19 protein-coding genes and 1 tRNA gene are annotated in these 24,931 nt (G+C 72.0%); 2 read left to right on the top strand and 18 right to left on the bottom strand.

Features of this window, described 5'->3' with window-relative positions; translation table 11 throughout:
• Position 1: 1 nt before the first annotated feature.
• The 10 genes from E4P38_RS04755 to E4P38_RS04710 all read right to left on the bottom strand — a co-directional run bounded on the left by E4P38_RS04755 (position 2) and on the right by E4P38_RS04710 (position 13,806).
• Complete coding sequence (locus E4P38_RS04755; RefSeq protein ID WP_135130590.1) at positions 2–4,501, bottom strand: PKD domain-containing protein; 4,500 nt, start codon at positions 4,499–4,501, stop codon at positions 2–4.
• Between the two features lie 309 nt (positions 4,502–4,810).
• Positions 4,811–5,470 carry a DUF4352 domain-containing protein gene (locus E4P38_RS04750; RefSeq protein ID WP_135130589.1) on the bottom strand — a complete coding sequence of 220 codons (660 nt, stop codon included), beginning with the start codon at positions 5,468–5,470 and terminating at the stop codon, positions 4,811–4,813.
• On the bottom strand, positions 5,467–6,225 hold the full coding sequence (locus tag E4P38_RS04745) for a CDP-alcohol phosphatidyltransferase family protein (RefSeq protein ID WP_135130588.1): 759 nt from the start codon (positions 6,223–6,225) through the stop codon (positions 5,467–5,469). The genes E4P38_RS04750 and E4P38_RS04745 overlap by 4 nt, the downstream gene beginning before the upstream one ends.
• Positions 6,226–6,299: 74 nt before the next feature.
• On the bottom strand, positions 6,300–7,493 hold the full coding sequence (locus tag E4P38_RS04740; protein ID WP_135130644.1) for a DUF1972 domain-containing protein: 1,194 nt from the start codon (positions 7,491–7,493) through the stop codon (positions 6,300–6,302).
• A gap of 155 nt (positions 7,494–7,648) precedes the next feature.
• On the bottom strand, positions 7,649–9,133 hold the full coding sequence (locus E4P38_RS04735) for a sugar transferase (RefSeq protein WP_245160785.1): 1,485 nt from the start codon (positions 9,131–9,133) through the stop codon (positions 7,649–7,651).
• Positions 9,134–9,364: 231 nt separating this feature from the next.
• Entirely contained in the window at positions 9,365–9,967 is a 603-nt protein-coding gene (gene pth / locus E4P38_RS04730) for an aminoacyl-tRNA hydrolase (RefSeq protein ID WP_245160784.1), read from the bottom strand.
• A gap of 67 nt (positions 9,968–10,034) precedes the next feature.
• Positions 10,035–10,724 (bottom strand): 50S ribosomal protein L25/general stress protein Ctc, encoded by a 690-nt coding sequence (locus E4P38_RS04725; protein ID WP_135130586.1) that lies wholly within the window; start codon positions 10,722–10,724, stop codon positions 10,035–10,037.
• Positions 10,725–11,189: 465 nt separating this feature from the next.
• The gene (locus tag E4P38_RS04720) at positions 11,190–12,170 is read right to left on the bottom strand and encodes a ribose-phosphate diphosphokinase (protein ID WP_135130585.1); all 981 of its coding nucleotides are present in this window, start codon (positions 12,168–12,170) and stop codon (positions 11,190–11,192) included.
• A gap of 15 nt (positions 12,171–12,185) precedes the next feature.
• A complete protein-coding gene (glmU, locus tag E4P38_RS04715; protein ID WP_245160783.1) occupies positions 12,186–13,679 on the bottom strand; it encodes a bifunctional UDP-N-acetylglucosamine diphosphorylase/glucosamine-1-phosphate N-acetyltransferase GlmU in 1,494 nt (497 codons plus the stop codon).
• Between the two features lie 54 nt (positions 13,680–13,733).
• Positions 13,734–13,806, bottom strand: a tRNA-Gln gene (locus E4P38_RS04710).
• Between the two features lie 230 nt (positions 13,807–14,036).
• Between E4P38_RS04710 and E4P38_RS04705 the strand changes: the two genes are divergently transcribed.
• Together E4P38_RS04705 and E4P38_RS04700 are read left to right on the top strand one after the other, a co-directional pair.
• Positions 14,037–15,029, top strand: coding sequence for an acyl-CoA desaturase (locus tag E4P38_RS04705; protein ID WP_245160782.1), 993 nt, complete (start codon positions 14,037–14,039; stop codon positions 15,027–15,029).
• 85 nt (positions 15,030–15,114) lie between these two features.
• Positions 15,115–15,771 (top strand): TetR/AcrR family transcriptional regulator, encoded by a 657-nt coding sequence (locus E4P38_RS04700; protein WP_135130584.1) that lies wholly within the window; start codon positions 15,115–15,117, stop codon positions 15,769–15,771.
• Positions 15,772–15,780: 9 nt separating this feature from the next.
• Here E4P38_RS04700 and E4P38_RS04695 read toward each other — a convergent pair whose 3' ends face one another.
• The 8 genes from E4P38_RS04695 to E4P38_RS04660 all read right to left on the bottom strand — a co-directional run bounded on the left by E4P38_RS04695 (position 15,781) and on the right by E4P38_RS04660 (position 24,894).
• Positions 15,781–16,695, bottom strand: coding sequence for a 4-(cytidine 5'-diphospho)-2-C-methyl-D-erythritol kinase (locus tag E4P38_RS04695; RefSeq protein ID WP_135130583.1), 915 nt, complete (start codon positions 16,693–16,695; stop codon positions 15,781–15,783).
• Positions 16,692–17,420: a 16S rRNA (adenine(1518)-N(6)/adenine(1519)-N(6))-dimethyltransferase RsmA gene (rsmA, locus tag E4P38_RS04690; RefSeq protein WP_245160781.1), complete on the bottom strand. Its 729-nt coding sequence runs from the start codon at positions 17,418–17,420 to the stop codon at positions 16,692–16,694. The genes E4P38_RS04695 and rsmA overlap by 4 nt, the downstream gene beginning before the upstream one ends.
• 148 nt (positions 17,421–17,568) lie before the next feature.
• Complete coding sequence (locus tag E4P38_RS04685) at positions 17,569–18,654, bottom strand: resuscitation-promoting factor (protein WP_135130581.1); 1,086 nt, start codon at positions 18,652–18,654, stop codon at positions 17,569–17,571.
• A gap of 377 nt (positions 18,655–19,031) precedes the next feature.
• Entirely contained in the window at positions 19,032–19,868 is an 837-nt protein-coding gene (locus tag E4P38_RS04680; RefSeq protein WP_135130580.1) for a hypothetical protein, read from the bottom strand.
• 18 nt (positions 19,869–19,886) lie between these two features.
• Positions 19,887–20,807, bottom strand: a complete 921-nt coding sequence (locus tag E4P38_RS04675) for a TatD family hydrolase (RefSeq protein WP_135130579.1) — start codon at positions 20,805–20,807, stop codon at positions 19,887–19,889.
• Entirely contained in the window at positions 20,804–22,603 is a 1,800-nt protein-coding gene (gene metG / locus E4P38_RS04670) for a methionine--tRNA ligase (protein ID WP_135130578.1), read from the bottom strand. Before metG ends, E4P38_RS04675 begins: the two co-directional genes overlap by 4 nt.
• A 48-nt stretch (positions 22,604–22,651) precedes the next feature.
• On the bottom strand, positions 22,652–23,314 hold the full coding sequence (locus tag E4P38_RS04665) for a hypothetical protein (RefSeq protein WP_135130577.1): 663 nt from the start codon (positions 23,312–23,314) through the stop codon (positions 22,652–22,654).
• Positions 23,315–23,388: 74 nt separating this feature from the next.
• The gene (locus E4P38_RS04660) at positions 23,389–24,894 is read right to left on the bottom strand and encodes an amino acid permease (protein WP_167760443.1); all 1,506 of its coding nucleotides are present in this window, start codon (positions 24,892–24,894) and stop codon (positions 23,389–23,391) included.
• Between the last annotated feature and the right edge of the window lie 37 nt (positions 24,895–24,931).

The following is a 24,931-nucleotide window of genomic DNA, read 5'->3' as shown; positions in this document are numbered from 1 at the left end:
TTCACCCGAGCCTGCGGGCCTCCCAGGCGGCGACATTGACCGTCACCGGCACCGTGGTGGCGGCGCCGGACAGGTACCCCATGACCCCGACCCCGCCGGCGGCCTGGAGGGACGCCGTCGTGTCGGTGCGGGCGAGGTTCCACGTCGTCGGTTCCGCCGCCGAGGCATTCCAGATCCGCGCGTTCAGCAGCGTCGTCCCCGTGCCGCTGACGTTCAGCCGCACGCGGAGCGGGGTGCCCGCGACGTAGGCCCCACCGGGGAGCAGCACCTCTGCGCCGATCAGCGTGTCCGCCGTCGAGCCGTTGAGCCGGGTCCAGCCCGCCCACACCTGCCCGTTGGCGAGGAACCGCAGCCGCAGCCGGTACTCCTGGTTCAGCCCCACCCGACGGCCGGTGATCAGGACGTTCACGCCGCCCCCGGTCGCCTGCTGACCCAGCCAGACGGTGCTGGTCAGGTCGACCCCGGTCTCGCTGACCGAGTTCAGGTAGGAGGCGGCCTGGGTGCCCGCGGCGAGGCTGAAGGTGCCGACGCCGTTGTTCACCGACTGGCGGGTCGAGCCGTAGAGCGCCGTCCACGCGCCGCCGGTGTCGGCGGTGCCCAGACCGTTGGTGCCGGTCCGGTTGAACGCGTCCGCGGCGACGACGACCGGCCCGGCCGGTGCCGACACCGCGACCTGCGCCGTGGCGTCGTCGGTGGCCCCGTCGTCGTCAGTGACGACCAGCGTGATCGTGTAGGTGCCGGCCGTGGCGTATGCGTGCGGCGCCGGAGTGGCGCCCGTGGCCGTACCGCCGTCACCGAAGTTCCACGCGTAGCTGTTGATCTGCCCGTCGGAGTCGCTGGACGTCGTGCCGTTCACCGTGACGTTCAGATTGTTGACCGTCGACGTGAAGGCCGCGTTCGGCGGCACGTTGGCCGGGGGCGCGGTGACCGAGACCTCCTTGGTCACCGAGTTGGTCGCACCCTGGTTGTCGGTGACCGTCAGCGTCACGTCGTAGGTACCGGTGGCACCGAAGGTGTGCGACGCCGTCACTCCCGTGTCCGAGCCGCCACCCTCGTAGGCCCAGGCGTACGAGGCGATCGAGCCGTTGTCCGTGGACGCGGAGCCGTCCACGTCCACCGTGAGGCCGTTCACCGTGGAGGTGAAGTCGGCCACCGGCGCCGGGTTCGGCGGCGGCACGTTCGAGGCCAGCGTGTAGTGCTGCTGGACCTGCGAGGCGGACAGCGCGGCCGGGTAGATCGCCACGTCGTCGATGGCGCCGGCGAAGAACGGCGCGCCGGCCCAGGTGGAGTCGCCACCGATCCGCCAGTAGCCGTCGTAGCCCTGGCCCGCGGTGATGTCGCTGCGCGACTGGGCCAGCTGACCGTCGACGTACATGGCCAGCCCGGCCGGGCTGAGCATGGCGACGACGTGGTGCCACTGCCCGTTGTTGAGCCCCGGGTTGCTGTACACGACGCTCGCGTCGCCGGTCCACACACCGAAGATCAGCCGGCCGGATTCGTCCATGAAGACGTGGCGGTCGTAGTTGGAGCTGTAGTTGCCCGCCTGCTCGTTACCGAAGCCGACGATCTTCCCGCCGTTGGTCGTGGTCGTGTTGAACCACGCCTCGATGCTGAAGACGTTCGGCCCGGAGGTCCGGGTCTGCATCGAGGCACTCCCCGACTCCGACCCGTCGAACGTGGCGGCCTTGTCGCCGTCGCCCTGGATCGCGCCCGCAGTCCCCCGGGTCACGCCGGACCGGACCACGAGGTCGTCCTGGCCGGCCATGTCGTAGCCGGCGCCGGACGGCTCACCGAGCCGCCAGTAGTGCGCGGCGCCGTCACTGAGGACGGCGTTCGAGTACGGGCCGCCGGCGGTGCCGGTGGCCAGCACGGTGATGGCGTGCGACACCGTGGCGGTCGCGCCCCGGTTGTCGGTCACCGTCAGCTTCACCCGGTAGGTACCCGGATTGGCGTAGGTGTGCGTCGCGGTGGCACCGCTGCCGGTACCGCCGTCACCGAACTCCCAGGCACGGCTCGCGATCGTGCCGTCGGGGTCCGCGGAAGCGGAACCGTCGAAGGACGCCGCGAGGCCGTTGGCCGACGACGTGAACGAAGCGGTCGGAGGCTCGTTGAACGGCTGCCCGGTGCTGCCGACGGCGAAGTGCCGCTGGGCCTGGGTGAGCGTCAGCGCGGTCGGGTAGGTCGCAACGTCGTCGATGCGGCCGTCGAACCAGGTGCCGCCCTCCCACGAGGTGTCGCCACCGAGCCGCCAGTAGCCGTTGTAGTCCTGGGCGGTGGTGACGTCCCCGCGCTGACCTGTGACCTGGCCGTCGACGTACAGCGCCATGCCGGTCGAGCCGAGCGTGGCGACGACGTGGTGCCACTGGCCGTCGTTGAAGCGGGTGTCGTTGCCGACGGTCGCCAGGAAGCCCGGGTAGACGCCGAACCGGAGCCGGCCGTCGTCGGTCATGTAGACGTGGCGGTCGTAGTTGTCGCTCTGGTCGGTGTTCCGATTGCCGAAGCCGACGAGCTTGCCGCCGCTGGTCGTGGTCGTGTTGAACCACGCCTCCACGCTGAAGACCTGCGGACCCGGGACGGCGGCGGCGGTGGCCGCCAGCCCGTCGGAGGCGCCGCTGAAGTCAGCAGAGGTGTTCGGCGTGCCCGCCAGGGCACCCTCGGCGCCGCGCGTGACACCGGCGGACACGTTCAGGTCGTCGAAGCCGGCCTGGTCGTAGGACTTGGCCGCACCGGCCGCCTCGTCGAGCCGCCAGTAGTGGTTGGGCGTGTCGGCGAGGACCGTGTCGGAGTACAGGCCGCCGCCTCCGGTCGCGTTGGACACCGTCACCGTCGCCGGGCCGCGCATGGCCTGGTTGTTGAACGGGTCGATCGCGTAGACGCGGTAGGTGTAGCTCGCGCCGGGGGTCAGGCCACGGTCGATGAAGCCGACGGTCGGCCGGTTCCAGAAGGTGGACGCGACGGTCGTCTCGTAGACCGGCGTGGCCGGCCGATCGGCGCGGATGACGCGGTACTTCAGGTTCTCGTTGTCGTTGTCGAACGTGGCCTGCCACGAGATCCGGGCGGTGCCGGCCGACAGTGAGACGGCGGTCGGGAGCAGCGCGTCGTTGTAGTCCGGGCCCTGCTTGTTCGTCGCGAGGCTCGGGATCGCGTAGCGGACCAGGCCCTGCTGGCCCACGCCGTTCACGCGGGGGAACTCACCGCCGAAGACGACGTACCGGTCGTTGCCGGTGACGCTCCAGCCGGCCTGGCCCTGGCCGGTGTAGCTGCCGGGGCTCATGGTCGGGAACCACGGCAGCATCTTCGCGGCCGGCAACCCGCGGGTCTGACCGGAGCCGAAGGCGTTGTTGCCGACGACGCCGGCCTCAGCGGTGATGGTCACCGCGGTGGCGAACTTGTTGATCCGCGGGTTGAACTCCGGGAAGCCCGCGGCGCTGCTGCAGTCGTGCGGGTGGCCGGCGAGGTACAGCGCGCCGCCCGTCGCGAAGGCGGAGTAGTGGTCGCCGTGGCAGTCGTTGATGGCGATGACGTTGCCGCCGTCGGCCGTGACCGCGAACGAACCCTCGAGGTTGCCTGGGCCGTAGAAGTCGTAGCCCGTGCCGTAGACGTTGGTGCCGTCGGTGGACAGGCTGAAGATGGAGGCGTTCACGCCCTGGTTGGTGATGATCGTGCCGATCGTGAACGGCCGGGTGGCGCCGGTGGCGGCGTCGAGAGCACCGACACCCGTGGCGTCGGCACCGTTGAGGGTGTCGAATCGACCGGCGACGACGATCTGGCTGCCGCCGTTGGTGGCGACCATGGCCATCACGTCGTGGCTCGTGGCGGTGTTGTTCGCCGGGTTCGGGTGCCAGTTGCCGGACGTGGGACCGTCGCCCGGCTGAGGCGCCCACGGCAAGATGGCGCCGTTGGAGGCCTGCACCGCGGCGAGCCGGTTACGGGTGTTGCCGTTCACCGAGCCGAAGTTGCCGCCGAGGTAGACGGCGGTGTTCGTCGCCGCGATAGCGCGGACCTGGCTCGAGACGCTCGGGGCGAACGTGGTGACGAGCGCGCCGGTGACCGGCGCCAGCGCCGCGACCCGGTTGCGGGCCACGCCGTTGACGCTGGTGAAGTCGCCGCCGACGTACAGGCGCGAGCCGTCGGGCGAGGCCGTGATGACCATGGCCTGGGCGTTGAGGCTGGGCGCGAAGCTCGTCACCAGCTGGCCGTTGGTGATGTTGTAGGCCAGCAGGTTGTTGCGGACGACCTCCTGCGTGCCCGGTGCCGCGCCGGCGGGCCTGGCCCGCGAGAACTGGCCGGCCACGTAGACGATGTCGCCGACGACGACCTGGGACCAGGCGACGCCGTTGTGCTGCACGGTGGGCAGCCCGTCCGCGGTCACCGTGGCCGGCGTGGCCGGGCTCGGCACGAGCGGCGCAGAGTCGGCGCGCGCCTGGCCGGGGGCGAGGAACGTGAACACCCCCGCGACCAGCAACAAGCCGATAAGCGCCGCCACAGCCTGCTTGGACACGATCTGCAACCGTGCAGCCATCGTTGGTTCCCCCGCTGTTCTCACATCCGAACGCCCGGGAAATGCCCGGACTGTGTCGGCGGATACTAAGCGTGACTTTCGGCAGGCCGCTAGAGGCTTCCGCGTCACTCATCCGAACGAACGAGCAGGTAAACCGGTCCTGATGGGGGCCGATTGATGACTGTGAGTAATCGTGGACCGACGTTCAGGTGAGCTGGGCGAAAACCAGAACGCCGTACCCGCTGCTGACCTGGCCTAATCCTCGGACCGGAAAATTGTGCCCGCCGGCCCGCCGCTCCAGTCCAGGCGTCAGCCGACGGGACCGGTGAACAGCAGCAGGGGCGCGCCGGCGATGTAACCCACCTCGACGGTCACGGAGTCCCGCGCGTCCGAGGGCACGCTGAACACGTAGACGCCTTCGGCGGACTGCCCCGGCGCCAGGGTCCCGGTGAACTCCCGCCGGGACGGGTCCTCCAGCGGCGAGGCCGGCGTGAGCTCCGCGCCGGTGTACATGTTGACGGCCACGCCGCCGAGGGACACCGCTTCGGCCGTGCCGTTCTCGATCCGCACGGTCACCCGGATGGCCGGACCGGCGATGTTGCCCGGCCCCTGGGCCTCGCTCTGGATCTCGTCGATGGACGGCAGGGTGGCCACGACCCCGTTGCCCACCTCGCCGCGGGCGTCCAGGGCGACGGGAGGCAGCGCCGGGGGTGGTTCGTTGGCATCGGTCGGGCCCGGGGCCGGCGGGGAGGCCGACTCCGTCGCGCTGGCCGACGGCGTCGACGACGACGTCGCGGACGAACTCGTGCCGGACTGCACGGCCGATCCCGGATCGTCGTCCGAGCGGACGAGCAGCCAGACCACGACGAGGGCAGCCACCACGACCGCGGCGAGGGCGACGAGCAGCCACCGGCGCCGGCCGTCGGCCGGCGCTGAGGTCCCGGTCCCGGGCCCCGACTCGGCACTCATCGCGGCAGCCGGCCCATCTCGCGGAACCACTTCACCGAGACCAGCACCAGGAAGACCCCCGTCGCAAGGAACATCAACGAGTACACCGAGAAGAACACGGCCGGTGCACCGAGCAGCACGAAGACCCAGCACAGCACGCCGTAGTCGGTGGGGGCGACAAGCAGGGACCGCGACACGCTGGGACGTTCGTCCGACGCCTGGGCGCGGGTCGCCACGCCGTGCTGGGCGCGGAGTGCGTCGTTCAGGATCATGCCGAAGAAGAAGACCGCGGAGACGATGCAGAACCCGATGGGAACCAGCAGGAGCGGGCCCCGCTCGACGGTCTCGAAGCGGTACAGCCCGATCAGCACCGCCAGGTGCAGGCTGGAGACCTTGAGGGCGTCGACCATGTGGTCGAGCCACTCCCCCGCGGGCGAGCCGCCGCCACGCAGTCGCGCCAGCTGCCCGTCGGCGGCGTCGAACGCGTAGCCGAGGGCCAGGCACAGGGAGACCAGCACGCCGGTGCCCCACCCGGGGCGGGCGAGCGCGAGCAGCGCGATCCCGCTCGCGGTGAACGCGGCGCTGATCCCGGTGACTGCGTTGGGGGTCAGCCGCGCGTGGAAGGCGAGCGCGGCCAGGACACGTCCCAGCTTGCGGTTGACGAACCGCGAGTAGGCCGGCGCCCCCTTCGCGCCCTTCTGTGCCGTCGACAGCCGCCGCAGGGTGTCCCCGAGGCTGCCGGTCGGCGCCGTGGGACTCAGGCTGGTCGTGGTCATGTCATTCCCCCCGCGTCGGTTCCTTCCCCGCTGACGGGGAGACCGCTCTGCTCTCGATGCTGTCGGAAGTGCGCTCATGACCGCCCCGCCGCGCGGGCCGAGGATGTCACGGGCCTCCCCGCCAGGGGCGCAACCGCGGTGCGTCGGCCGCTGGGTCGCCTGTCGGGTACGTCACGCGCGATCAGGCGGCGGGCCAGCTGCTCGTAGCCGGCGGCGACGTCGTCCCAGTCGTAGCCGGAGGCGAGCTCGCGGGCGCGGTCGCCGTCCCGGGCGACGCCGGCGGGGTCGGCCTCGGCGGCGTCCACCACCGCGGCGACGTCGTCGGCACCGCGCCAGTAGCGCCCGGCCTCGGCGGTCACCTCCCGGTTGAAGTCCACGTCGAAGGCGACGACGGCCGCCCCACCCCCGAGCGCGCGCAGCAACGACGGGTTGGTGCCGCCGACGGAGTGCCCGTGCAGGTAGGTGAAGCAGTTGCTGTAGAGCTGATCGAGCTGGGTCTGGTCCCACACCCCGCCCAGGAACCGGACCCGGTCGTCGGCGAGGGCGTGCACGCGCCCCGTGTACTCGTCGGAGTAGGGCGCGGACCCGACCACGACCAGCGGTTTCGTGGCCGCGCTGCGCCGGTAGCCGTCGACGATGACGTCGACGTGGTTCTCGGGCTCGAAGCGGGCGACGACGAGGTGGTAGCCGCCGGGTTCCAGCCCGAGCTCGGCCAGCCGTTCCGAGCCGGGGGCGATGAGCGGGGCGCCGTAGGTCAGGAGAGCGGTCGGCGCGTCGAACTCGCGGCGGTAGTAGTCGGCGATGCCGACGGCGTCGGCGATGAGCGCATCGGACCAGCGCACCGCCATCGCCTCGGCGGTCCGGTAGTACCGCCGGCCGGCGCCGCCCCACTTGGCCCGCTGCCACTCGAGGCCGTCCACGTGCGTCGCCACGGGGATCCGGGCGGCGCGGATGAGCGGCAGGAGCGGTGCGTTCGCGGCGTTGAAGACGAACGCGGCGTTGGTGCGGTGGCGGAGGAGGTGCCCGACGGACAGCGCCGAGTGGCTCAGGGTCTCCAGCGACCGCTTGCGCGCCGCGGGGAGGTGCACGAGGTCCATGCCCAGGTAGCGGTCCGGTGCTTCGGTGTCGCCGTCCTTCGCCGCCGTCCGGCAGTAGACGACGACCCGGTGCCCGGCGGCGGCGAGCCGGCGGCCGACCTCCTCGACCGCGGTCTCGAAGCCTCCGTAACGGGCGGGGACCCCACGGGTCCCGACCATTGCGATGTCCATCGAGGTCACGTGCGGAGTCCGTTTCGGTCGACGTCAGGACGGCTGGGCCGTTGCGGTCCGTCGGCGTCGACGGAGCGCGTGCTGTGACGACCGTAGATCGTTCGGGTGCATCTGAGAGGGGGCTCTACCCCTCCGGGGTGAAGGACCGGAAGCGCTCAGTAGGCGCCGGAGCGGGACAGGACGGCGCGGCCGGTCTTCCAGAGGATGAGCAGGTCGAGCGCGAGCGACCAGTTCTCGACGTAGCGCAGGTCGAGGCGGACCGACTCCTCCCACGACAGGTCGCTGCGGCCCGAGATCTGCCACAAGCCGGTGAGGCCCGGCTTGACCAGCAGCCGACGGCTCACGGACGTGTCGTAGCGGGCCACCTCGCCGGGCAGCGGCGGGCGGGGCCCGACCAGGGACATCGTCCCGCGGACCACGTTGAACAGCTGGGGCAGCTCGTCGAGCGACAGCCGGCGCAGCAGCCGGCCGACCGGCGTGACCCGCGGATCGTCGTGCATCTTGAAGAGCAGGCCGTCGGAGATGTTGTCGCCGCGGAGGTCGTCGAGCTGACGGTCGGCGTCGGCGACCATGCTGCGGAACTTGAGCATCGTGAAGGACGTGCCGTTCAGGCCGACCCGCTCCTGGCGGTAGAGGATCGGGCCGGGGCTGCTCACCTTCACGGCCAGAGCGAGCGAGCCCAGGACCGGCGCGAGCAGTAGGAGTGCCAGCGAGGCGACGACGCGGTCGACGCCGCTCTTGATCACCCGGCGCCAGCCCTCGAACTGCGGCTGCTCGATCGACAGCAGCGGGAGGCCCTCGAACGGCCGGATGTGCAGCCGCGGACCGGCGACCTCCATGAGCCCCGGGGCCACGAGCAGTTCGATGCCGGTGCCCTCGAGCTGCCAGGAGAGCTGCCGGAGGTACTGGGCCGCCGTCTCGCTGGCCGACGTCACCGCGATCGTGTCTGCGTCGACCTCGGCAGCGAGGGACAGGACGTCGTCCAGACCGCCCACCGGCACGCCGGTCTCCTCGGCGACGCGGGCCCGGTCGGCCGGTGTCACGCAGGCGGCGACGACGTTGAGCCCGGCGTAGTGCTCACGCTGCAGGCGACCGGCGAGTTCGAGGACGGCGCCACCTCGGCCCACCACGACGACCCGCTTGGTGCACAGCCCGCGGGTCCGCCGGCGGCGCAGCTGGATGCGGGCGGCGTAGCGCCCGAGGAGGCTGACGGCCGTCAGGGCCGGGATGGCGGCGGCGACGAACACCCGGCTGAGGTCCAGGGCGGCGGCGTAGGACAGGAAGCTGGCCAGGGCCAGGAGGAGGAAGCCTGCCTTCCCGACCCGGCGGTACTCGTCGCTACCGGTGCCGTACACCCGCTCGGCGTAGGCGCCAGTGGCACCCAGCAACGTCGGCCACGCGACGACGAGCGCGACGGCGGCCCAGAAGAGGAGGCGCGAGGCCTCGAGCGAACCGACCTTGCTCAGGACGACGGTGCCGCCGGCGACGGCTGCGGCCACGGTCTCGAGGGCGACCAGCGACAGGGTGTACGTCCGCACCCAGCGCGGCTGGGGGCGGCGGGCGAGGGACCGCGGACGGGCCGAGGCGAGCGCGAAGGAAGAACTGGCGCTCGCGGTCAGTGCGACCGTCTTGTCGCCCACATGTCGCTGATCAAGAAGCATGGTGTTCCCCCCGGAAACCGTGACACTGCGTAGTCAAGGCGCCACCCGTTGATCAAATACCACAGCTGTGAGCTGCGTATTCGCTCAGATGGCGACCCGACATCGCAGCAACATTCACAGAGAGTCATGAAGGCGTCAATGCGGAAGATCATCGTTCACCCAATGGAGGCGTGCGACGTGACCGGCGTCACCCGGAGGAGCCGTCGGGGCTCAGGTGCGGGGATGGACCTCGTTCTGGGCGGCTTCGAGGCCGCGGACCAGGAGGGCCTCGGCGGCGTCGGCGGCCTCGGCGATCAGCAGGTCGAGCTCTTTGCGCTCGGTGCCGGAGAAGTCCTTCAGGACGAAGTCCGCGGCGTCCTGCCGCCCCGGGGGCCGGCCGATGCCGACGCGCACGCGCAGGTAGTCCTTCGTCCCGGTCGAGCGGGTGATCGAGCGCAGCCCGTTGTGCCCGCCCTCGCCGCCGCCGCGCTTGAGCCGCACGGCTGAGAACGGGATGTCGAGCTCGTCGTGGACGACCACGAGGTCCTCGGCGGGCAGGTGGTGGTAGTCGAGCAGTCCGCGGACGGGGCCGCCGGACTCGTTCATGTAGGTGAGCGGACGGGCGAGGACGACCCGGCGCCCGGCGAGGCGGCCCTCACCGGCCAGCGCCCGCGAGCGCGCGCCCTTGCCCGCCGAGAGCCGGATGCCGGCGCGGGCGGCGAGCTCGTCGAGCACCATGGCGCCGACGTTGTGGCGGTTCCCGGCGTAGCCCGGTCCGGGATTTCCCAGCCCGACGATCAGGAACGGCCCCTCGGACACCGTGCGCTCGGGCACGCCCGAACCGGGGGCGCCGGCAGTGCCGGCGCCCCCGGGGGTCGAGCTGTCGGTCAGGGGATCCTGCTCAGGACTCGTCGGAGCCGGCGCCCTCGGCCGGGGCGGAGTCGCCACCCTCGGCGGCAGCTTCCTCGGCCTTCTCCTCGTCGGACTCCTCGCGCTCGATGCCGGCCTCGGCCTCGAGCTCGGCCAGCTCGGCCTCGAGGGCCTCGGCGGTCGGGGCACCGAGGAAGCCGATGACCAGGGACTCGGCGTCGGTGATCAGGGTCGCGCCGCGGGGCAGCACGAGGTCGCCGGCGGTGATGTTCTGACCGGCGGCGCGGCCGGTGACGTCGACCTCGATGCTGTCGGGCAGCTTGGTGGCGTCGGCCTCGATGGAGACGGTGCTCAGCTGGTGGTTCGGGATCGTGTCCGGCGCAACCTCACCGACGATGACGATCGGGACCTCGACGGTGGTCTTCTCACCGCGGCGGACCAGGAGCAGGTCGATGTGCTCGTGGGTGCGCTTCAGCGGGTCCCGCTGGACGGCCTTGGTCAGCGCGAGCTGCTCCTTGCCCTCGAGCACGATGGTCAGCAGGGCGTTGGCGCCGCCGTTGCGCAGGGCCGCGGCGAACTCGCGGGCCGGCAGCGACAGGTGGACGACGTCCTGGCCGTGCCCGTAGAGGACGGCGGGAATGCGGCCGGCCCGGCGGGTGCGACGTGCGCTGCCCTTGCCGAACTCGGTGCGGGACTCTGCTTCGAGGCGGAAGTCAGCCACGGTGATGTGCTCCTCAGGAGGTGGATCGGGTCTGCGCGCCGGCGAACGGGCGCGGCACCCCATGAGGGCAGACGCACGTCGATCACGGAGTACGGGTGAACCGTCTCCCTCGCCGGGCTACGTGCACAGGGTACGCGACCGACCGGAGCGGCCGCCGCCGACCCGTTCAGGGCCCGACTTCGGGGAAGTAGGCCCCTGAAGCACGGCCCAGGCCCCTACTTCCCCGAACTCGGGGTCCGCCCGAGCGGGGGCTCGGAGGGTCCCCCGAGGGAGGACCGGCAAGGAACCCAGCGAAGCCGTCCGGCCGAGCGGGGGCCCGGAGGGTCCCCCGAGGAAGGACGGGCAAGGAACCCAGCGAAGCGGTCCCGACGACGGGGCCCGGAGGGTCCCAGAGGAGGGACGAGAGGGGCTCAGCCCACCAGGGGCACGGCACGTGGCCGCGGTGTCGTCCGGTAGGACGACAGATCAACTAGCGCCGTCGAACAGGCTCGTGACGGAGCCGTCCTCGAAGACCTCCTTGATCGCGCGGGCCAGCAGCGGCGCGATCGACAGGACGGTGAGCTTGTCGAACTGTCGCTCGGGTGCGATCGGGAGCGTGTTGGTGACGATGACCTCGCTGACGCGGCTGTTCTTCAGCCGGTCGATGGCCGGGCCGGAGAGCACCCCGTGGGTGGCGGTCACGATGACGTCGGCGGCGCCCGCCTCGAACAGCGTCTCGGCGGCCTTCACGATCGTGCCGCCGGTGTCGATCATGTCGTCGACGATCACGCAGACGCGGCCCTCGACCTCACCGACGACACGGTTGGCCTTGACCTCGTTCGGCTTCATCGGGTCGCGGGTCTTGTGGATGAAGGCCAGTGGCGTGCCACCGAGCTTGTCGGTCCAGCGCTCGGCCACGCGGACCCGGCCGGAGTCCGGCGAGACGACCGTGAGCTCGCGGTCGCTCCACCGCGCCTTCACGTGGTCGACGAGCAGGTCGAGGGCGAAGAGGTGGTCGACGGGGCCGTCGAAGAAGCCCTGGATCTGCGCGGTGTGCAGGTCGACGGCCATGAGCCGGTCGGCGCCTGCGGTCTTGAACATGTCGGCGACCAGGCGGGCCGAGATGGGCTCACGGCCGCGGTGCTTCTTGTCCTGGCGGGCGTAGGGGAAGAAGGGGGCGACGACGGTGATCCGCTTGGCCGACGCGCGCTTGAGCGCGTCCACCATGATCAGCTGCTCCATGAGCCAGGTGTTGATCGGCGCCGTGTGGCTCTGGACGACGAAGGCGTCACAGCCGCGGACCGACTCCTCGAACCGGACGAACAGCTCGCCGTTGGCGAACTCGTAGGACGCCGTCGGCGTCGGGGTCACGCCCAGGTGGCCGGCGATCTCATCGGTGAGCTCGGGGTAGGCCCGCCCGGAGAAGAGCATGAGGCTCTTGCTGTTCGCCTGCCGGATCGCGCTCATCGGCTTCGCTGTCCCCTACTTGTCGGTGTCCGCCCGGGGGGCGTCGGACGGGCCCCCGTCGGGTGCCTCCGCCCGGCGCTCGGCCGCTTCCGCGGCCTGGGCCGCGGGCGTCCCGGAGCGGCGGCGGCGCACCCAGCCTGCCACATTCCGCTGGGGGGCCCGCGCGACGGCCATGGCCCCGGGCGGGACGTCGGAGGTGATCACCGAACCGGCTGCGGTGTAGGCGCCGTCCCCCACTGTGACCGGCGCCACGAGCATCGTGTCCGAGCCGATCCGCACATGGTCGCCGATGGTGGTGCGGTGCTTGGCGACCCCGTCGTAGTTCACGAAGACGGTGGCCGCGCCGATGTTCGCGCCCCGGCCGATCGTGGCGTCGCCGACGTAGGACAGGTGCGGCACCTTGGAGTCCTCGCCCACCTCGACGTTCTTCGTCTCCACGAAGGCGCCGACCTTGGCGGCGCGGGAGAGCCGGGTCCCGGGCCGCAGATAGCTGAACGGGCCGACGGTCGCCGCGGGGCCGATGGCCGCGCCCAGGCAGTGGGAACGGACGACGGAGGCGCCGGCCCCCACCTCGGTGTCGACGAGGGTCGTGTCCGGCCCGACGGTCGCGCCGGCACCGACCGATGTGCGCCCCAGCAGCTGGGTTCCCGGCTGGAGGACGGCGTCGGCCGCCACGGACGCGGTGACGTCGACCCAGGTGGTCTGCGGGTCGACGACGGTGACCCCGTCGCGCATGAGGTCGTCGAGCACGCGGTCGTTGAGGGTGCGCCGGCGGGCGGCGAGCTCACGCTGGTCGTTGCAGCCGAGGACGTCGTCGGCGTCCTCGGCCAGGACGCCGCCGACGGGGGCGCCCTCGGCCACCAGCAGACCGAGCACGTCGGTCACGTACTGCTCCCCCTGGTCGTTGTCCGCGCCGAGACTCGCCAGGCTGCGGCGCAGGGCGGCCGCGTCGCCGACGTAGACGCCGGCGTTGATCTCACGGATGGCCCGCTGGGCGTCGGTGGCGTCCCGCTCCTCCACGATGGCCAGCACCGCGCCGTCGTCGTCCCGGACGATCCGGCCCAGCCCGGTGGGGTCGTCGACCTCCGCGGTCAGGACGGTGAGCACGTTGCCGGCGGCCCGGTGTGCATCTACCAGCGCGGCCACGGTCGCGACGCGCAGCAGCGGCGCGTCGCCGTTGACCAGGAGCACGTCCCCCTCGAGATCGGGGACGGCGGCCAGCGCGACCGCCGCGGCGTGACCGGACCCGTTCTGCTCGTGCTGCACGACCGGCAGCGCCGCGGGGGCGATGTCCGCCAGGTGCTGCTCCACGACGTCGCGGCCCGAGCCGACGACCACGACGGTGGCGCCGGCGTTCAGCGGCTCGGCGGCGGCGAGCACGTGGCCGAGCAGGCTCCGCCCGCCGAGGGGGTGCAGCACCTTGGGCGTCGACGAACGCATGCGGGTGCCCTGCCCCGCGGCCAGGACGACGACGGCGGCCAGCGCCGGCCCCCCGGTGGTGGCGGGCACCGTTGACTCCTGCGGGATCACGGATCTCCTCGGACGGCGACGTGTTGCTCTGCGCTGGGGGACTCGGACTCGAACCGAGACTGCACGGCTCCAAAGGCCGGCGGGCTGCCGATTACCCCATCCCCCACCCGCGACACGGGTGGCCACGCAGGCGCCGCCACGGGACGACACCCGTCCCGGAGCCTAGGGCCGCGTCGCGGTGGGGGCATCCATCGGCACGGCACGGTCCGCCGTCCGGGTGTCCCATGATCGACTCGCTGCCATCCCTACGGTGCCGTAGGTTACGGGGACGTAGCCCCGCGCACGCCGGTCTGTCGAACCGCGCCGGGGCCAGCCCAACACCGTTCAGGAGTTCGCTTGTCCGTACCCACCCTCACCCGGCCCATGGCACCGCCCCGCACCGCCGACCCGAACGTCGGCCTGCCGGCGAACGCGCTCGGCAAGGAGAAGGGCGTGCTCGAGCAGGTCGTCCTCTACGTGTTCGTCGTGGTGCCCTTCCTCGCGCTGGCCGCGGTCGTGCCGGCCGTCTGGGGCTGGGGGCTGTCCTGGCTCGACGTCGGCCTCGCGGTCGGCTTCTACTTCCTGACCCTGCTCGGCGTCACGGTCGGGTACCACCGTTACTTCACCCACGGGTCCTTCAAGGCCAACCGGCCGCTGCGACTCGCGCTCGCCGCGATCGGCTGCATGGCGATCCAGGGACCGGTCGTCCAGTGGGTCGCCGACCACCGCCGGCACCACGCCTTCAGCGACCGCGAGGGCGATCCCCACTCGCCGTGGCGCTACGGCGATGACGCCGGCGCCCTGGCCAAGGGCATGTTCCACGCGCACCTCGGCTGGCTGTTCGACCGCAAGCAGACCAACGCCGAGCGCTACGCCCCCGACCTGCTGAAGGACAACGGCCTGCGCGTCACCAGCCGGCTGTTCGCCTTCTGGGCCTTCCTGAGCTTCGCGCTGCCGGCCGTCATCGGTGGCGTGGTCACCGACAGCTGGGCCGGTGCCTGGTCGGCGTTCTTCTGGGCCGGGCTCGTCCGGGTCGCACTCCTGCACCACGTGACCTGGTCGATCAACTCCGTCTGCCACGTCGTCGGCAACCGGCCCTTCGTCTCCCCTGGTCGCGACCGGGCGACGAACTTCTGGCCGCTGGCGATCCTCAGCGGTGGCGAGTCGTGGCACAACCTGCACCACGCGGACCCGACCTGCGCGCGCCACGGCGTTCTCCGCGGCCAGATAGACATGAGCGCACGCGTGATCTGGATGTTCGAGAAGCTCGGCTGGGCCCGGGACGTCAAGTGGCCCGATCCCGTGCGCCTGGAGGCCAAGCGTCGTCTTCCCGTGACGGCCTCGGCCTAGGGAACGCACACCGGCTCTCCTCCGCCCGGGCGACCTGCACGACGCAGGTGCCCGGGCGGAGTCGCTTTCACGGGAGGATGACCACATGACCAGCAGTGCTCCGCGGCACCGGGTCCGGATGACCGGTGCCCAGCGGCGCCAGCAGTTGCTGGACATCGGCCGCGAGCTGTTCGGGCAGAAGGGCTACGAGGCGACCTCCATCGAGGAGATCGCCGCCCATGCGGACGTCAGCAAGCCGGTGGTCTACGAGCACTTCGGCGGCAAGGAAGGCCTCTACGCCGTCGTCGTCGATCGCGAGATGCAGGTCCTGCTGGACCGGTTCACCTCGGCGCTGTCCTCGCCGGGGAATCCGCGGGAGCTCCTCGAGCGGGCCGCCCTGGTCCTCCTGGAGTACATCGAGGAGGACACCGAGGGCTTCCGTGTGCTGACCCGGGACGCGCCCCCGGTCACCAGCGGCGTCGGCACGTTCTCCTCGCTCATCGGTGAGGTCGCCCGCAAGGTGGAGCACATCCTGGCCGACCAGTTCGACGAGCGCGGGTACGACCCCCAGCTCGCCGAGCTCTACAGCCAGGCGCTGGTCGGCATGGTGGCGCTCGTCGGCCAGTGGTGGCTCGACTCCCGCTCGCCGGGCAAGCGCGAGGTGGCCGCGCACCTGGTCAACCTCGCCTACAACGGCCTCGCGCACCTGGAAGCGGAGCCGAACCTGGTCACCCAGGCCCCGGTGCCCGCTGCCGAGGCCTGAGTCCTCGCGTCAGCCGACGAGCCGCGCGCCCGGCACCGGGCCGTGGACGGCGCGCAGCGTCCGGAAGATCCCCACTCCGGCCAGCTCGGCCGCCAGCCGGATCGCGCTGCTCTCGTCCTCGACCAGGGCGGCCACCGTCGGTCCGGAGCCGCTCACCAGGGCCGCCAGGGCCCCCGCATCGGTCGCCGCACGCAGTGCCCGGCCCAGCTCGGGCCGCAGGGCGAGCGCGGGCGTCTGCAGATCGTTGGCGAGCGCTCCCGCCAGCGCGGCCGGCGGGCCGCTGCGGAGCGCGGCGATGACCGGGTCGGCGGAGCCGAGCCCGCTGTCCCCGGGCAGCCGGCCGGCCGCCCGCAGCCGGTCCAGCTCGCCGTAGACGGCGGGCGTGGACAGGCCTTCCCCCGCCATGCCGAGAACCCAGTGCCGGCGGGTGGGGGCGAGCACCGGGGAGAGCTGTTCGCCGCGGCCGGAACCCAGGGCCACGCCGCCGAGCAGGCTGAAGGGCACGTCGCTGCCCAACTGTGCGGCCAGCAGGTCCAGGTCGGCCCGGCCCACCCGGGTGCCCCAGAAGGCGTCCAGGGCGACGAGCGCAGCCGCGGCGTCGGCACTGCCCCCGGCGAGCCCGGCGGCGGCGGGGATGGCCTTGGCGATGCCGATGGTGGCGTCATGCCGCACCCCTGCATGCTCGGCGAGCAGAACTGCTGCCCGCCAGACCAGGTTGCGACGGTCCGTGGGGACGACGCCGGCGTCGACCCCCGTCACGGAGACGGCCAGGCCCTCCCCCGGCCCGACGGTGACCGTGTCGAACAGCGACACCGCGAAGTAGACCGTGCGCAGCTCGTGGAATCCGTCCGCGCGGAGCGGACCGACCGCCAGATGGACGTTCACCTTCGCCGGAGCCCGAGCGACGACCTCGGCCGGCGTCATGGCTCCACCGGGTCGGTCGCGGCCAGCCGGGCGAAGTCGGTGACCGAGAGCCTCTCCCCACGCGTCGCCGGGTCGATCCCCGCCGCGCGCAGCCGGACCTCGGCGGCGGCAGGGCTCCCCGCCCACGGGGCGAGAGCGGCGCGCAACCCCTTGCGCCGGGTCGCGAAGGCGGCATCGACGACGGCGAAGGTGGCGCGGCGGTCACCGGGCGGCGGCGGACGCCGCGCGAGGGACACCAGCCCCGAGTCGACGTTCGGCTCGGGCCAGAAGACCCGCCGGCCGACGTTCCCCGCCCGGCGCACCTCGCCGTACCAGGCCGCCTTGACGGAGGGAACGCCGTACGCCGACCCACCGGGAGGCGCGGCCAGCCGCTCGGCGACCTCCGCCTGGACGAGGATCAGGGCGCGGTCCAGCGTCGGCAGCAGTTCCAGCAGGTTCAGGAGCACCGGGACGGCGATGTTGTAGGGCAGGTTCGCCACCAGCGCCGTCGGGGGCGGACCGGGGAGCTCCTGGATGCGCAGGGCGTCGGCGGTGACCACGGTCAGCCGATCGGCCAGGTCGGGCCGCCGCGCGGTGACGGTGATCGGCAGCTCGTCGGCCAGGCGCTCGTCGATCTCGACGGCGACGACGCGGGCCACCGCGGGCAGGAGGCCGAGCGTCAAGGATCCCAGCCCGGGCCCGACCTCGAGGACGACGTCATCGGGCCGGAGGTCGGCGGTGCGCACGATCCGCCGGATCGTGTTGGCGTCGTGCAGGAAGTTCTGCCCGAGCGTCTTGGTCGGACGCAGCTCCAGCTGCTGGGCCAGCTCGCGGATGGCGGCCGGACCCAGCAGCCCGTCGGACTGCTCGGGTGGAATGCTCAGCAGGACCCGATCACTGGAAGAGGTAGCGGCCGCAGCCCCACTGGCCGGCGCCGGCCTTGTTGTACAACATCTGCGCGCGGGCTGTCTGCTCCTCCGGGGAGGCATCGATCGGGTTGCCCGTGCCACCGACGGAGCGCCAGGTGGACAACGAGAACTGGTAGAGCCCGTAGTAGCCGGCGGGGTTGACCGCGCGGGGGTTGTTCGTCGACTCGCACTTGGCCAGCGCGTACCAGTTGAGCCCGTCGGCGGTCGGCGCCACGGTGGGCCGCGGCTTGGTACCGACCGTGGCCTGCTCGGCGACCGGCGCGACGGTCACGGTGGACTCGATGACCTCGCGGGCGGTCTCGACGCCGTCGACGACGGTCACGCGGTACGTGGTGTGCTGCTGGCCTGCCGAACCGGGCTGCGTCACGGTCCGGTCGCCCTCGAAGGCCTCCGGGTCCGGGGTGTCGACCTTGTCGAACGGCACCTCGGCGGTCTCGGCGACCTCGTTGACCTGCACGCGGAAGACCTGCAGCTTCATGCGGTTCAGCAGGGCCTGGTTCAGGTAGAGGCTGGTCTTGTCGGTCTCGCCCAGCGCGATGCCCTGCTCGGCGAGCAGGGCACCCGCGGTGGCGGCGGTCGTGGTGACGACGCGCTGCTGCCCGTCGGAGACGAGGACGATCTCCTTGGGGGTGGTGATCGTGAGCTCCATGCCCCGGAGCGGGAGGCGCTCGCTGCGGCTGGCGGAGAGGACCAGGTCGTCGGCGCGGAAGCCCAGCTGGCCGAGCGCCTCGTCGACCGACAGGGCGGTGACGTACACCTGGCGCGAGACGCCGTCCACGGTGAGCTCGAGCGGGCGGGCGCGGTTCAGGATGACCGTGTCGCCGTCCCGGACCGCGTCCCCGGCCGACGGCAGGAGCACGTCGTGCGCGGCGGGCTCGAGGCCCTCGTCCTCCAGCACGTCGCCGACCGTGTCGGCGTACGTGCCGACATGGCGAACCTGTCCGTCGACGGTGAGGGTCACGGACTTCTGGGCGACGAAGAAGGCCAGCGTGCCGCCGATGAGTCCGAGCAGGACCACGGCGAACAGACTGAGCTGGAGCGAGCGGCGCACAACACTTCCATCGGGTCACAGGACCCGGGCAGGAGAACGGGCGCGCCGTCCGCAGACGGCCCGCCGGTCGCGTTCCCGGCTCGGACGGCAATCCGGCCCGGAGCGGAAGGCTCCAGGCCGGTGAACGCCGCCCGGGTCGGTCTCCACCCCGGCTGTCGGTCACGACACGATAACGAACACGGTCCGGCTGGCAACTGTGCACAGGGAGTGAAACAGAGAGTCTCAAGTGCTCAGAGTGGGCGCGCCGATACGTTCTGTGACAGCCGTGCCGGGAGGTGCTAGTGAGACGCCTGGGATTGTGACGCCACTCGCCGTGACGAAGGCCACAGTGTGTAAGGCCCGGCTGCCGGGCAGCACCGGCCGCCGGCGACCGGTGCTCAGCCGGCCAGCGCGCGGGCGTTCGCCTGCACCGGCCGCAGCCAGGTCAGCAGGAACGCAGCCACCGCGATCCCGGCCGCGAGAGCCGAGAATCCGCCCGCGACCAGGGTGACGGGCAGCAGGTCCACGCCCTCGGAGACCCGGTCCGGATCGATGCCGGCGGTCAGCAGCAGGGCACCCAGCGGCAGCAGCGCCAGCACGCTCGCGGCGGCGGTGACCAGGTGCGCCGTCCAGGTGCGCAGCGCCTCGTCGACCGGCACATCGGCGCCCTGGGCCGGCATGGGGCGCAGCAGCGCCCGGAGCAGAGCGGCCTCCGCGAGGAGCCAGCCCACCAGGGGGAGGGCGAGAGCCGCCCAGGCGACGCCGTCCGGAAGTTCCCCGTCGCGCCAGAGGACGACCGTCACGACCAGTTCGGCGACGGCCGCGGCCCGCATCGTCCAGACCAGCCAGCCCGAGATCTGCTCGCCCTGACGCGGCCGGCGGGCCGGGACGGCGGTCTTCCAGCGCGGGCGGGGCCGGGTGACCTCGGCCAGCAGCACGCCGGCCAGCAGGCCCACGATGAGCGCCGGCGCCCACAGGAACACCGACGCCTCAGCGAGCAGGACGACGCTGCCGATCACCGCGGCGACCCCCAGGAGGAGGCCGAGCCGCCGTACCCGGCGGCCGTGCTGTGCCTGGCGTCGCAGGGCCTGGGTGCCCTCGGGGGTCGGCTCGGCGAGCTCGACCGATCCACCGGCCACCGCGCGACGGCCGGCCGCCAGCCACCATGCCCGGCCCAGCAGGACCCCGGGCACGAGCACGGCGATGAACAGGATGACTGCGATGAGGCGGCCCACGGAAAGAGTGTCCCCCGGTTAGCTGTGGATGGGGACGGAAAGGTTGTCCACGGCCGATGTGCCTGCCCAGCTGCCGAAGACTCGCTCGGCGGTCGTCGTGAGCGTGGCGCAGAGCTCGGCGAGGTCGACGCCGGTGACGTCGGCCAGCGCCCGCACGGTGAGCGGCACCAGCCGGGAGGCGTTCGGCCGCCCGCGGTGCGGCATGGGCGTCAGGAAGGGGGAATCGGTCTCCACCAGCAACTGGTCGACCGGCGTGAGCGCCGCCGCCTCCCGCAGGTAGCCCGCGTTGCCGAACGTCAGCGTGCCGGCGAAGGACAGCACGAAGCCGCGCTCGACGCAGGCCGTGGCGAAGGCGGCGTCGCCGGAGAAGCAGTGGAAGACGGTGTGCTCCGGGGCGCCCTCGTCGTCGAGCACCTCGAGGATCTCGCCGTGGGCGTCCCGGTCGTGGATGACCAGTGCGATGCCGTGCTCCTTGGCGATGCGGATGTGCGCCCGGAAGGACGCCTCCTGCGCGGCCCAGCCCTCGGGGCCCGTGCGGTAGCGGTCCAGGCCCGTCTCCCCGACGGCACGCACCCGGGGCAGGGCGGCCAGCCGGTCGATCTCGGCCAGCGCCGCGTCGTCCGCGGCGCCGGCCTCGTTGGGGTGGATGGCAACGGCGGCGAGCACGTTCGGGTGCCGGGCGGCGAGCTCGGCCGACCAGCGCGAGGACGCGACGTCGACGCCGACCTGCACCAGCCGCGGAACGCCGACAGCCGCCGCGGCCGCGATCTCGGCGTCCACCTCGTCGTCCGACGGCCAGTTCCCGTGCCCGTCCGCCGGCCGCTCCCCCAGGACGATGTCCAGGTGGGTGTGGCTGTCGAGCGCCGGGGACGGCAGCGGCTCGGGGGACGGCGGCGGCTCGCCCCGCCGGTTCGCGCGGGAGGACGCCGACCGGCTCATGCGCCGCCTTCCTCGAGCCGGCGGATCTCCTCCTCGACGATCGAGGGGTCGAGCTTGGTGAAGATGGGCGTGGGCGTGGCCAGCGGCGTGCCCGACGGCGGCAGCGGGGTGGACACCCAGCCCGCCTGCCCGTCGTCGTAGGGCCCGGTGATGATCGGGTACGGCGAGCCGTCGTCGAGGTCGGTGACCTCGTGGATCTCCGGCGCGACCGACCACACACCGGTGCCGCCGATCAGCTCGTGCACCTTCTGCGCCGAGTGCGGGAGGAAGGGCGTCAGCAGGGTGTTGCAGTCCTTGATGGCCTGCAGGGCGGTGTGCAGGACGGTGTCCCGACGGGCCGGGTCCTCCTTGAGCTTCCACGGCGCCTGGTCCGACAGGTACTTGTTCGCCTCGCCGACCACGCGCATCGCCTCGTTGATCGCGGCCTTCTGCCGGTTGCGCGACAGCAGGTCACCGACCGGTGCGAAGGCGCCGGACGTCGTCGCCAGCAGCGCGCGGTCGTCGGCGCTCAGCTCACCGGGCGTCGGCACCGCGCCGACGTTCTTGGCCGCCATCGACACCGTGCGGTTGACCAGGTTGCCCCAGCCGGCGACGAGTTCGTCGTTGTTGCGCCGGAGGAACTCCGCCCAGGTGAAGTCGGTGTCCTGGTTCTCCGGGCCGGCGACGGCGATGAAGTAGCGCAGCGCGTCGGCGTCGTACCGGGCGAGGAAGTCGCGCACGAAGATGACGACGTTGCGCGAGGAGGAGAACTTGCGCCCCTCCATCGTCAGGAACTCGCTGGAGACGACCTCGGTGGGCAGGTTGAGCCGGCCGAGCGAGCCCGGCGTCCCGCCCTTGTCGCCCTCGCCGTTGTAGCCGAGGAGCTGCGCCGGCCAGATCTCGGAGTGGAAGACGATGTTGTCCTTGCCCATGAAGTAATAGGCATCGGCGTCCGGCGTCTGCCACCACTGCCGCCAGGCCTCGGGGTCACCGGAGCGGCGGGCCCACTCGATGGACGCCGACAGGTAGCCGACCACGGCGTCGAACCACACGTAGATCCGCTTGTCCGACCGGTCGATCCACCCCTCGAGCGGCACCCGCACGCCCCAGTCGATGTCGCGGGTGTAGCTGCGCGGCTTGAGGTCCTTGAGCAGGTTGACGCTGAAGTTCAGGACGTTGGGCCGCCAGCTCTTGCGCGTGCCCAGCCAGTCGCCCAGCGCCCGCGCGAAGGCCGGCAGGTCGAGGAAGTAGTGCTCCTCCTCCACGAACTTCGGCGTCTCGCCGTTGATCTTGCTGACCGGGTTGATCAGATCGATCGGGTCGAGCTGGTTGCCGCAGTTGTCGCACTGGTCGCCGCGGGCACCGTCGTAGCCGCAGATCGGGCAGGTGCCCTCGATGTAGCGGTCGGGCAGCGTGCGCCCGGTCGACGGGCTGATCGCGCCGAGCGTCGTCTTCGGGAAGACGTACCCGTTCTTCAGCAGGCCGAGGAAGATCTCCTGGCTGATCGAGGCATGGTTCTGCGTCGTCGTCCGGGTGAACAGGTCGTAGCTCAGCCCGAGGCTCGCCAGGTCGTCGACGATGATCCGGTTGTTGCGGTCGGCGATCTCCCGGGGCGTGATGCCCTCGGCGTCGGCCGCGACGGTGATCGGGGTGCCGTGCTCGTCGGTGCCACTGACCATCAGCACCTTGTCTCCGGCCATGCGGTGGTAGCGGCTGAAGACGTCGGAGGGGACACCGAACCCGGAGACGTGGCCGATGTGCCGCGGCCCGTTCGCGTAGGGCCAGGCGACTGCGGTCAGGATGTGCCGATCACTCACGTCACGAGACTAGTGAGCGCCGTCCACCCGGCTTCGCGAGCGGGGCGGTCAGGGCTGGGTGAAGACGGACGCCACGTCGTTCGGGGCGCTGGTCGGCACCGGGGCGAGGACGGCGACAGCCGCGAGCGAGAGGCCGATGACGCCGAGCGTCACCGTGGCGAGCAGACGGTGGGTCTGCACCGGGTCGGCGCGGCGGACCCGGGTGCGGGGGCCCTGGGCCACGAAGGCGCGAGCCGACGGCGCTCCCGCGAGCAGCAGCTTGCCGACCGGGACGGTCAGGGCGAGCAGGCCGAGCAGGGGCACGGGGAGGTCACCCGGGGTCGGGATCGGCAGCGCCGTCGCGAGGACCAGGAGCATCGCCACCAGGGCCATCTCGGCGTACGCGACGCCGAGGAGGAGCTTGCGGCCGGCGCCGTCGATGAGGGCCGCGCCGCTGCCGGCACAGAGCACGATCCACCCCGCGAGCAGGACCAGCCCGCCGGCGACGATCCAGCCGGCCGGACGCCACGGGGAGGTCAGGACGCCGTCCAGTCCGGTCAGCGCGACGGCCAGCAGGCCCACGGCCTCGAGGACGCCGATCAGGCCGGCCGAGACGACGGTCAGGGGGAGCCGGCGGGGAGCGGCCTCGGCAGCGGCGACCGTCGCACGCGCCGGCACGGAAACGTGCGGCGCCACGAAGGTGTCGCGGACATCGAGGACGCTGATCGCCATACGGTCAGCTCGGCCGGTTCCGGCTGTGGCTGTAGAGGCAGGCGGTGCATCTCACCCGTCGGGGTGAGGGCGGCTCAGGCCTTCCGGGCGGCGTTCGCGGCGGCGGCGTCCTCGCGGTCGCCCGGTGTGTTGAAGCGGCTGTGCGACCGGCCGTAGACGAAGTACAGCACCATCCCGATGACCATCCAGAGCCCGAACCGCAGCCACGTCTCGCCGGGCAGGTTGAGCATCAGGTAGAGGCAGGCCAGCACCGAGAGGATCGGGACGAAGGGCACCCCCGGCACCCGGAAGGAGCGCTCCAGATCCGGCCGCGTGCGACGGAGGATGACCACACCGATGGACACCAGCACGAAGGCGAAGAGCGTCCCGATGTTGACCAGCTCGGCGAGCGTGCTCAGCGGCACGAAGCCGGCGAGCGCGGCGACGACGACCCCGGTGATGATCGTGATCTTGTACGGGGTGCCGTAGCGGGGATGCACCGCGGCCAGCCCCGGCGGCAGCAGCCGGTCGCGGCTCATCGCGAACAGCACCCGCGACTGGCCGAGCATCAGGATCATCACGACCGAGGTCAGCCCGGCGAGCGCCCCGACGGAGATGAGCCCCGAGAAGAACGGCAGTCCGACGCTCCGGAAGGCATCGGCGAGCGGCGCCGTCGTCGACAGCTCGGTGTACTTCTGCATGCCCACCACGACCAGCGAGACCGCGACGTAGAGCACCGTGCAGATGACCAGCGATCCGACGATGCCGCGGGGCAGGTCGCGCTCGGGCTTCTTCGTCTCCTCCGCCGCCGTCGCGACGATGTCGAAGCCGATGAACGCGAAGAAGACGATGGCGGCGCCGGCGAGGATGCCGCCGACCCCGAACGTGCTCGGCGTGAACCCGAAGAGCGTCTGGATGAGCGGCGCGGTCAGCCCGCTGCCGCCCTCGCTCGGCTCGGCCGGGGGCACGAACGGCGTGTAGTTCGCGGCCTTGACGAAGAAGATGCCGACCGCAATCACCATGAGCACGATCGCCACTTTGATGACGACGATGACCGTGGTGACCCGGGAGGAGAGCTTGATCCCGAGGATGAGCACTCCCGTCATCAGCAGCGCGATGAAGATGGCGGGGATGTTCACAGTCGCCGTCTCGCCGGCGATGGAGGTCGGCAGCGGGATGCCCAGGTCGCCGAGCAACTGGTTGAGGTATCCGGACCACCCGACCGAGACCGTGGCGGCGCCGAGCGCGAGTTCCAGGACGAGGTCCCAGCCGATGATCCAGGCGACGAACTCACCGAGCGTGGCGTAGGAGAACGTGTAGGCGGACCCCGCGACCGGCACGGTGGAGGCGAACTCGGCGTAGCAGAGCGCAGCCAGCCCGCAGACGACGCCGGCGATGACGAACGAGATCGCCACGGCCGGCCCGGCGGCGGTCTTCGCCACCTCGCCCGTGAGCACGAAGATGCCGGTGCCGATGATCACGCCGACCCCGAAGACGGTGAGATCGAGTCCGGACAGATGCCGCTTGAGCCGGTGCTCGGGCTCGTCGGTGTCGCGGATGGAGTCCTCGACGGACTTGATCCGGCGCATCCCAGCGGCCACGGCGTCTTCCTCGTGGGCCGGCTCGCACCGGCCCGTG

The sequence above is a fragment of the Blastococcus sp. CT_GayMR16 genome (assembly GCF_004570875.1).
Classification (GTDB): domain Bacteria; phylum Actinomycetota; class Actinomycetes; order Mycobacteriales; family Geodermatophilaceae; genus Blastococcus_B.
Note: the sequence above shows the minus strand (reverse complement) of the source record. Positions and strands in the feature narration are given on the sequence as shown.

Coding starts and splice junctions, on each gene's coding strand:
- E4P38_RS04750 (WP_135130589.1), bottom strand. CDS start 5,470: ATGAGTGCCGAGTCGGGGCCCGGGACCGGGACCTCAGCGCCGGCCGAC.
- E4P38_RS04745 (WP_135130588.1), bottom strand. CDS start 6,225: ATGACCACGACCAGCCTGAGTCCCACGGCGCCGACCGGCAGCCTCGGG.
- E4P38_RS04740 (WP_135130644.1), bottom strand. CDS start 7,493: ATGGACATCGCAATGGTCGGGACCCGTGGGGTCCCCGCCCGTTACGGA.
- E4P38_RS04720 (WP_135130585.1), bottom strand. CDS start 12,170: ATGAGCGCGATCCGGCAGGCGAACAGCAAGAGCCTCATGCTCTTCTCC.
- E4P38_RS04700 (WP_135130584.1), top strand. CDS start 15,115: ATGACCAGCAGTGCTCCGCGGCACCGGGTCCGGATGACCGGTGCCCAG.
- E4P38_RS04695 (WP_135130583.1), bottom strand. CDS start 16,695: ATGACGCCGGCCGAGGTCGTCGCTCGGGCTCCGGCGAAGGTGAACGTC.
- E4P38_RS04675 (WP_135130579.1), bottom strand. CDS start 20,807: ATGAGCCGGTCGGCGTCCTCCCGCGCGAACCGGCGGGGCGAGCCGCCG.
- E4P38_RS04665 (WP_135130577.1), bottom strand. CDS start 23,314: ATGGCGATCAGCGTCCTCGATGTCCGCGACACCTTCGTGGCGCCGCAC.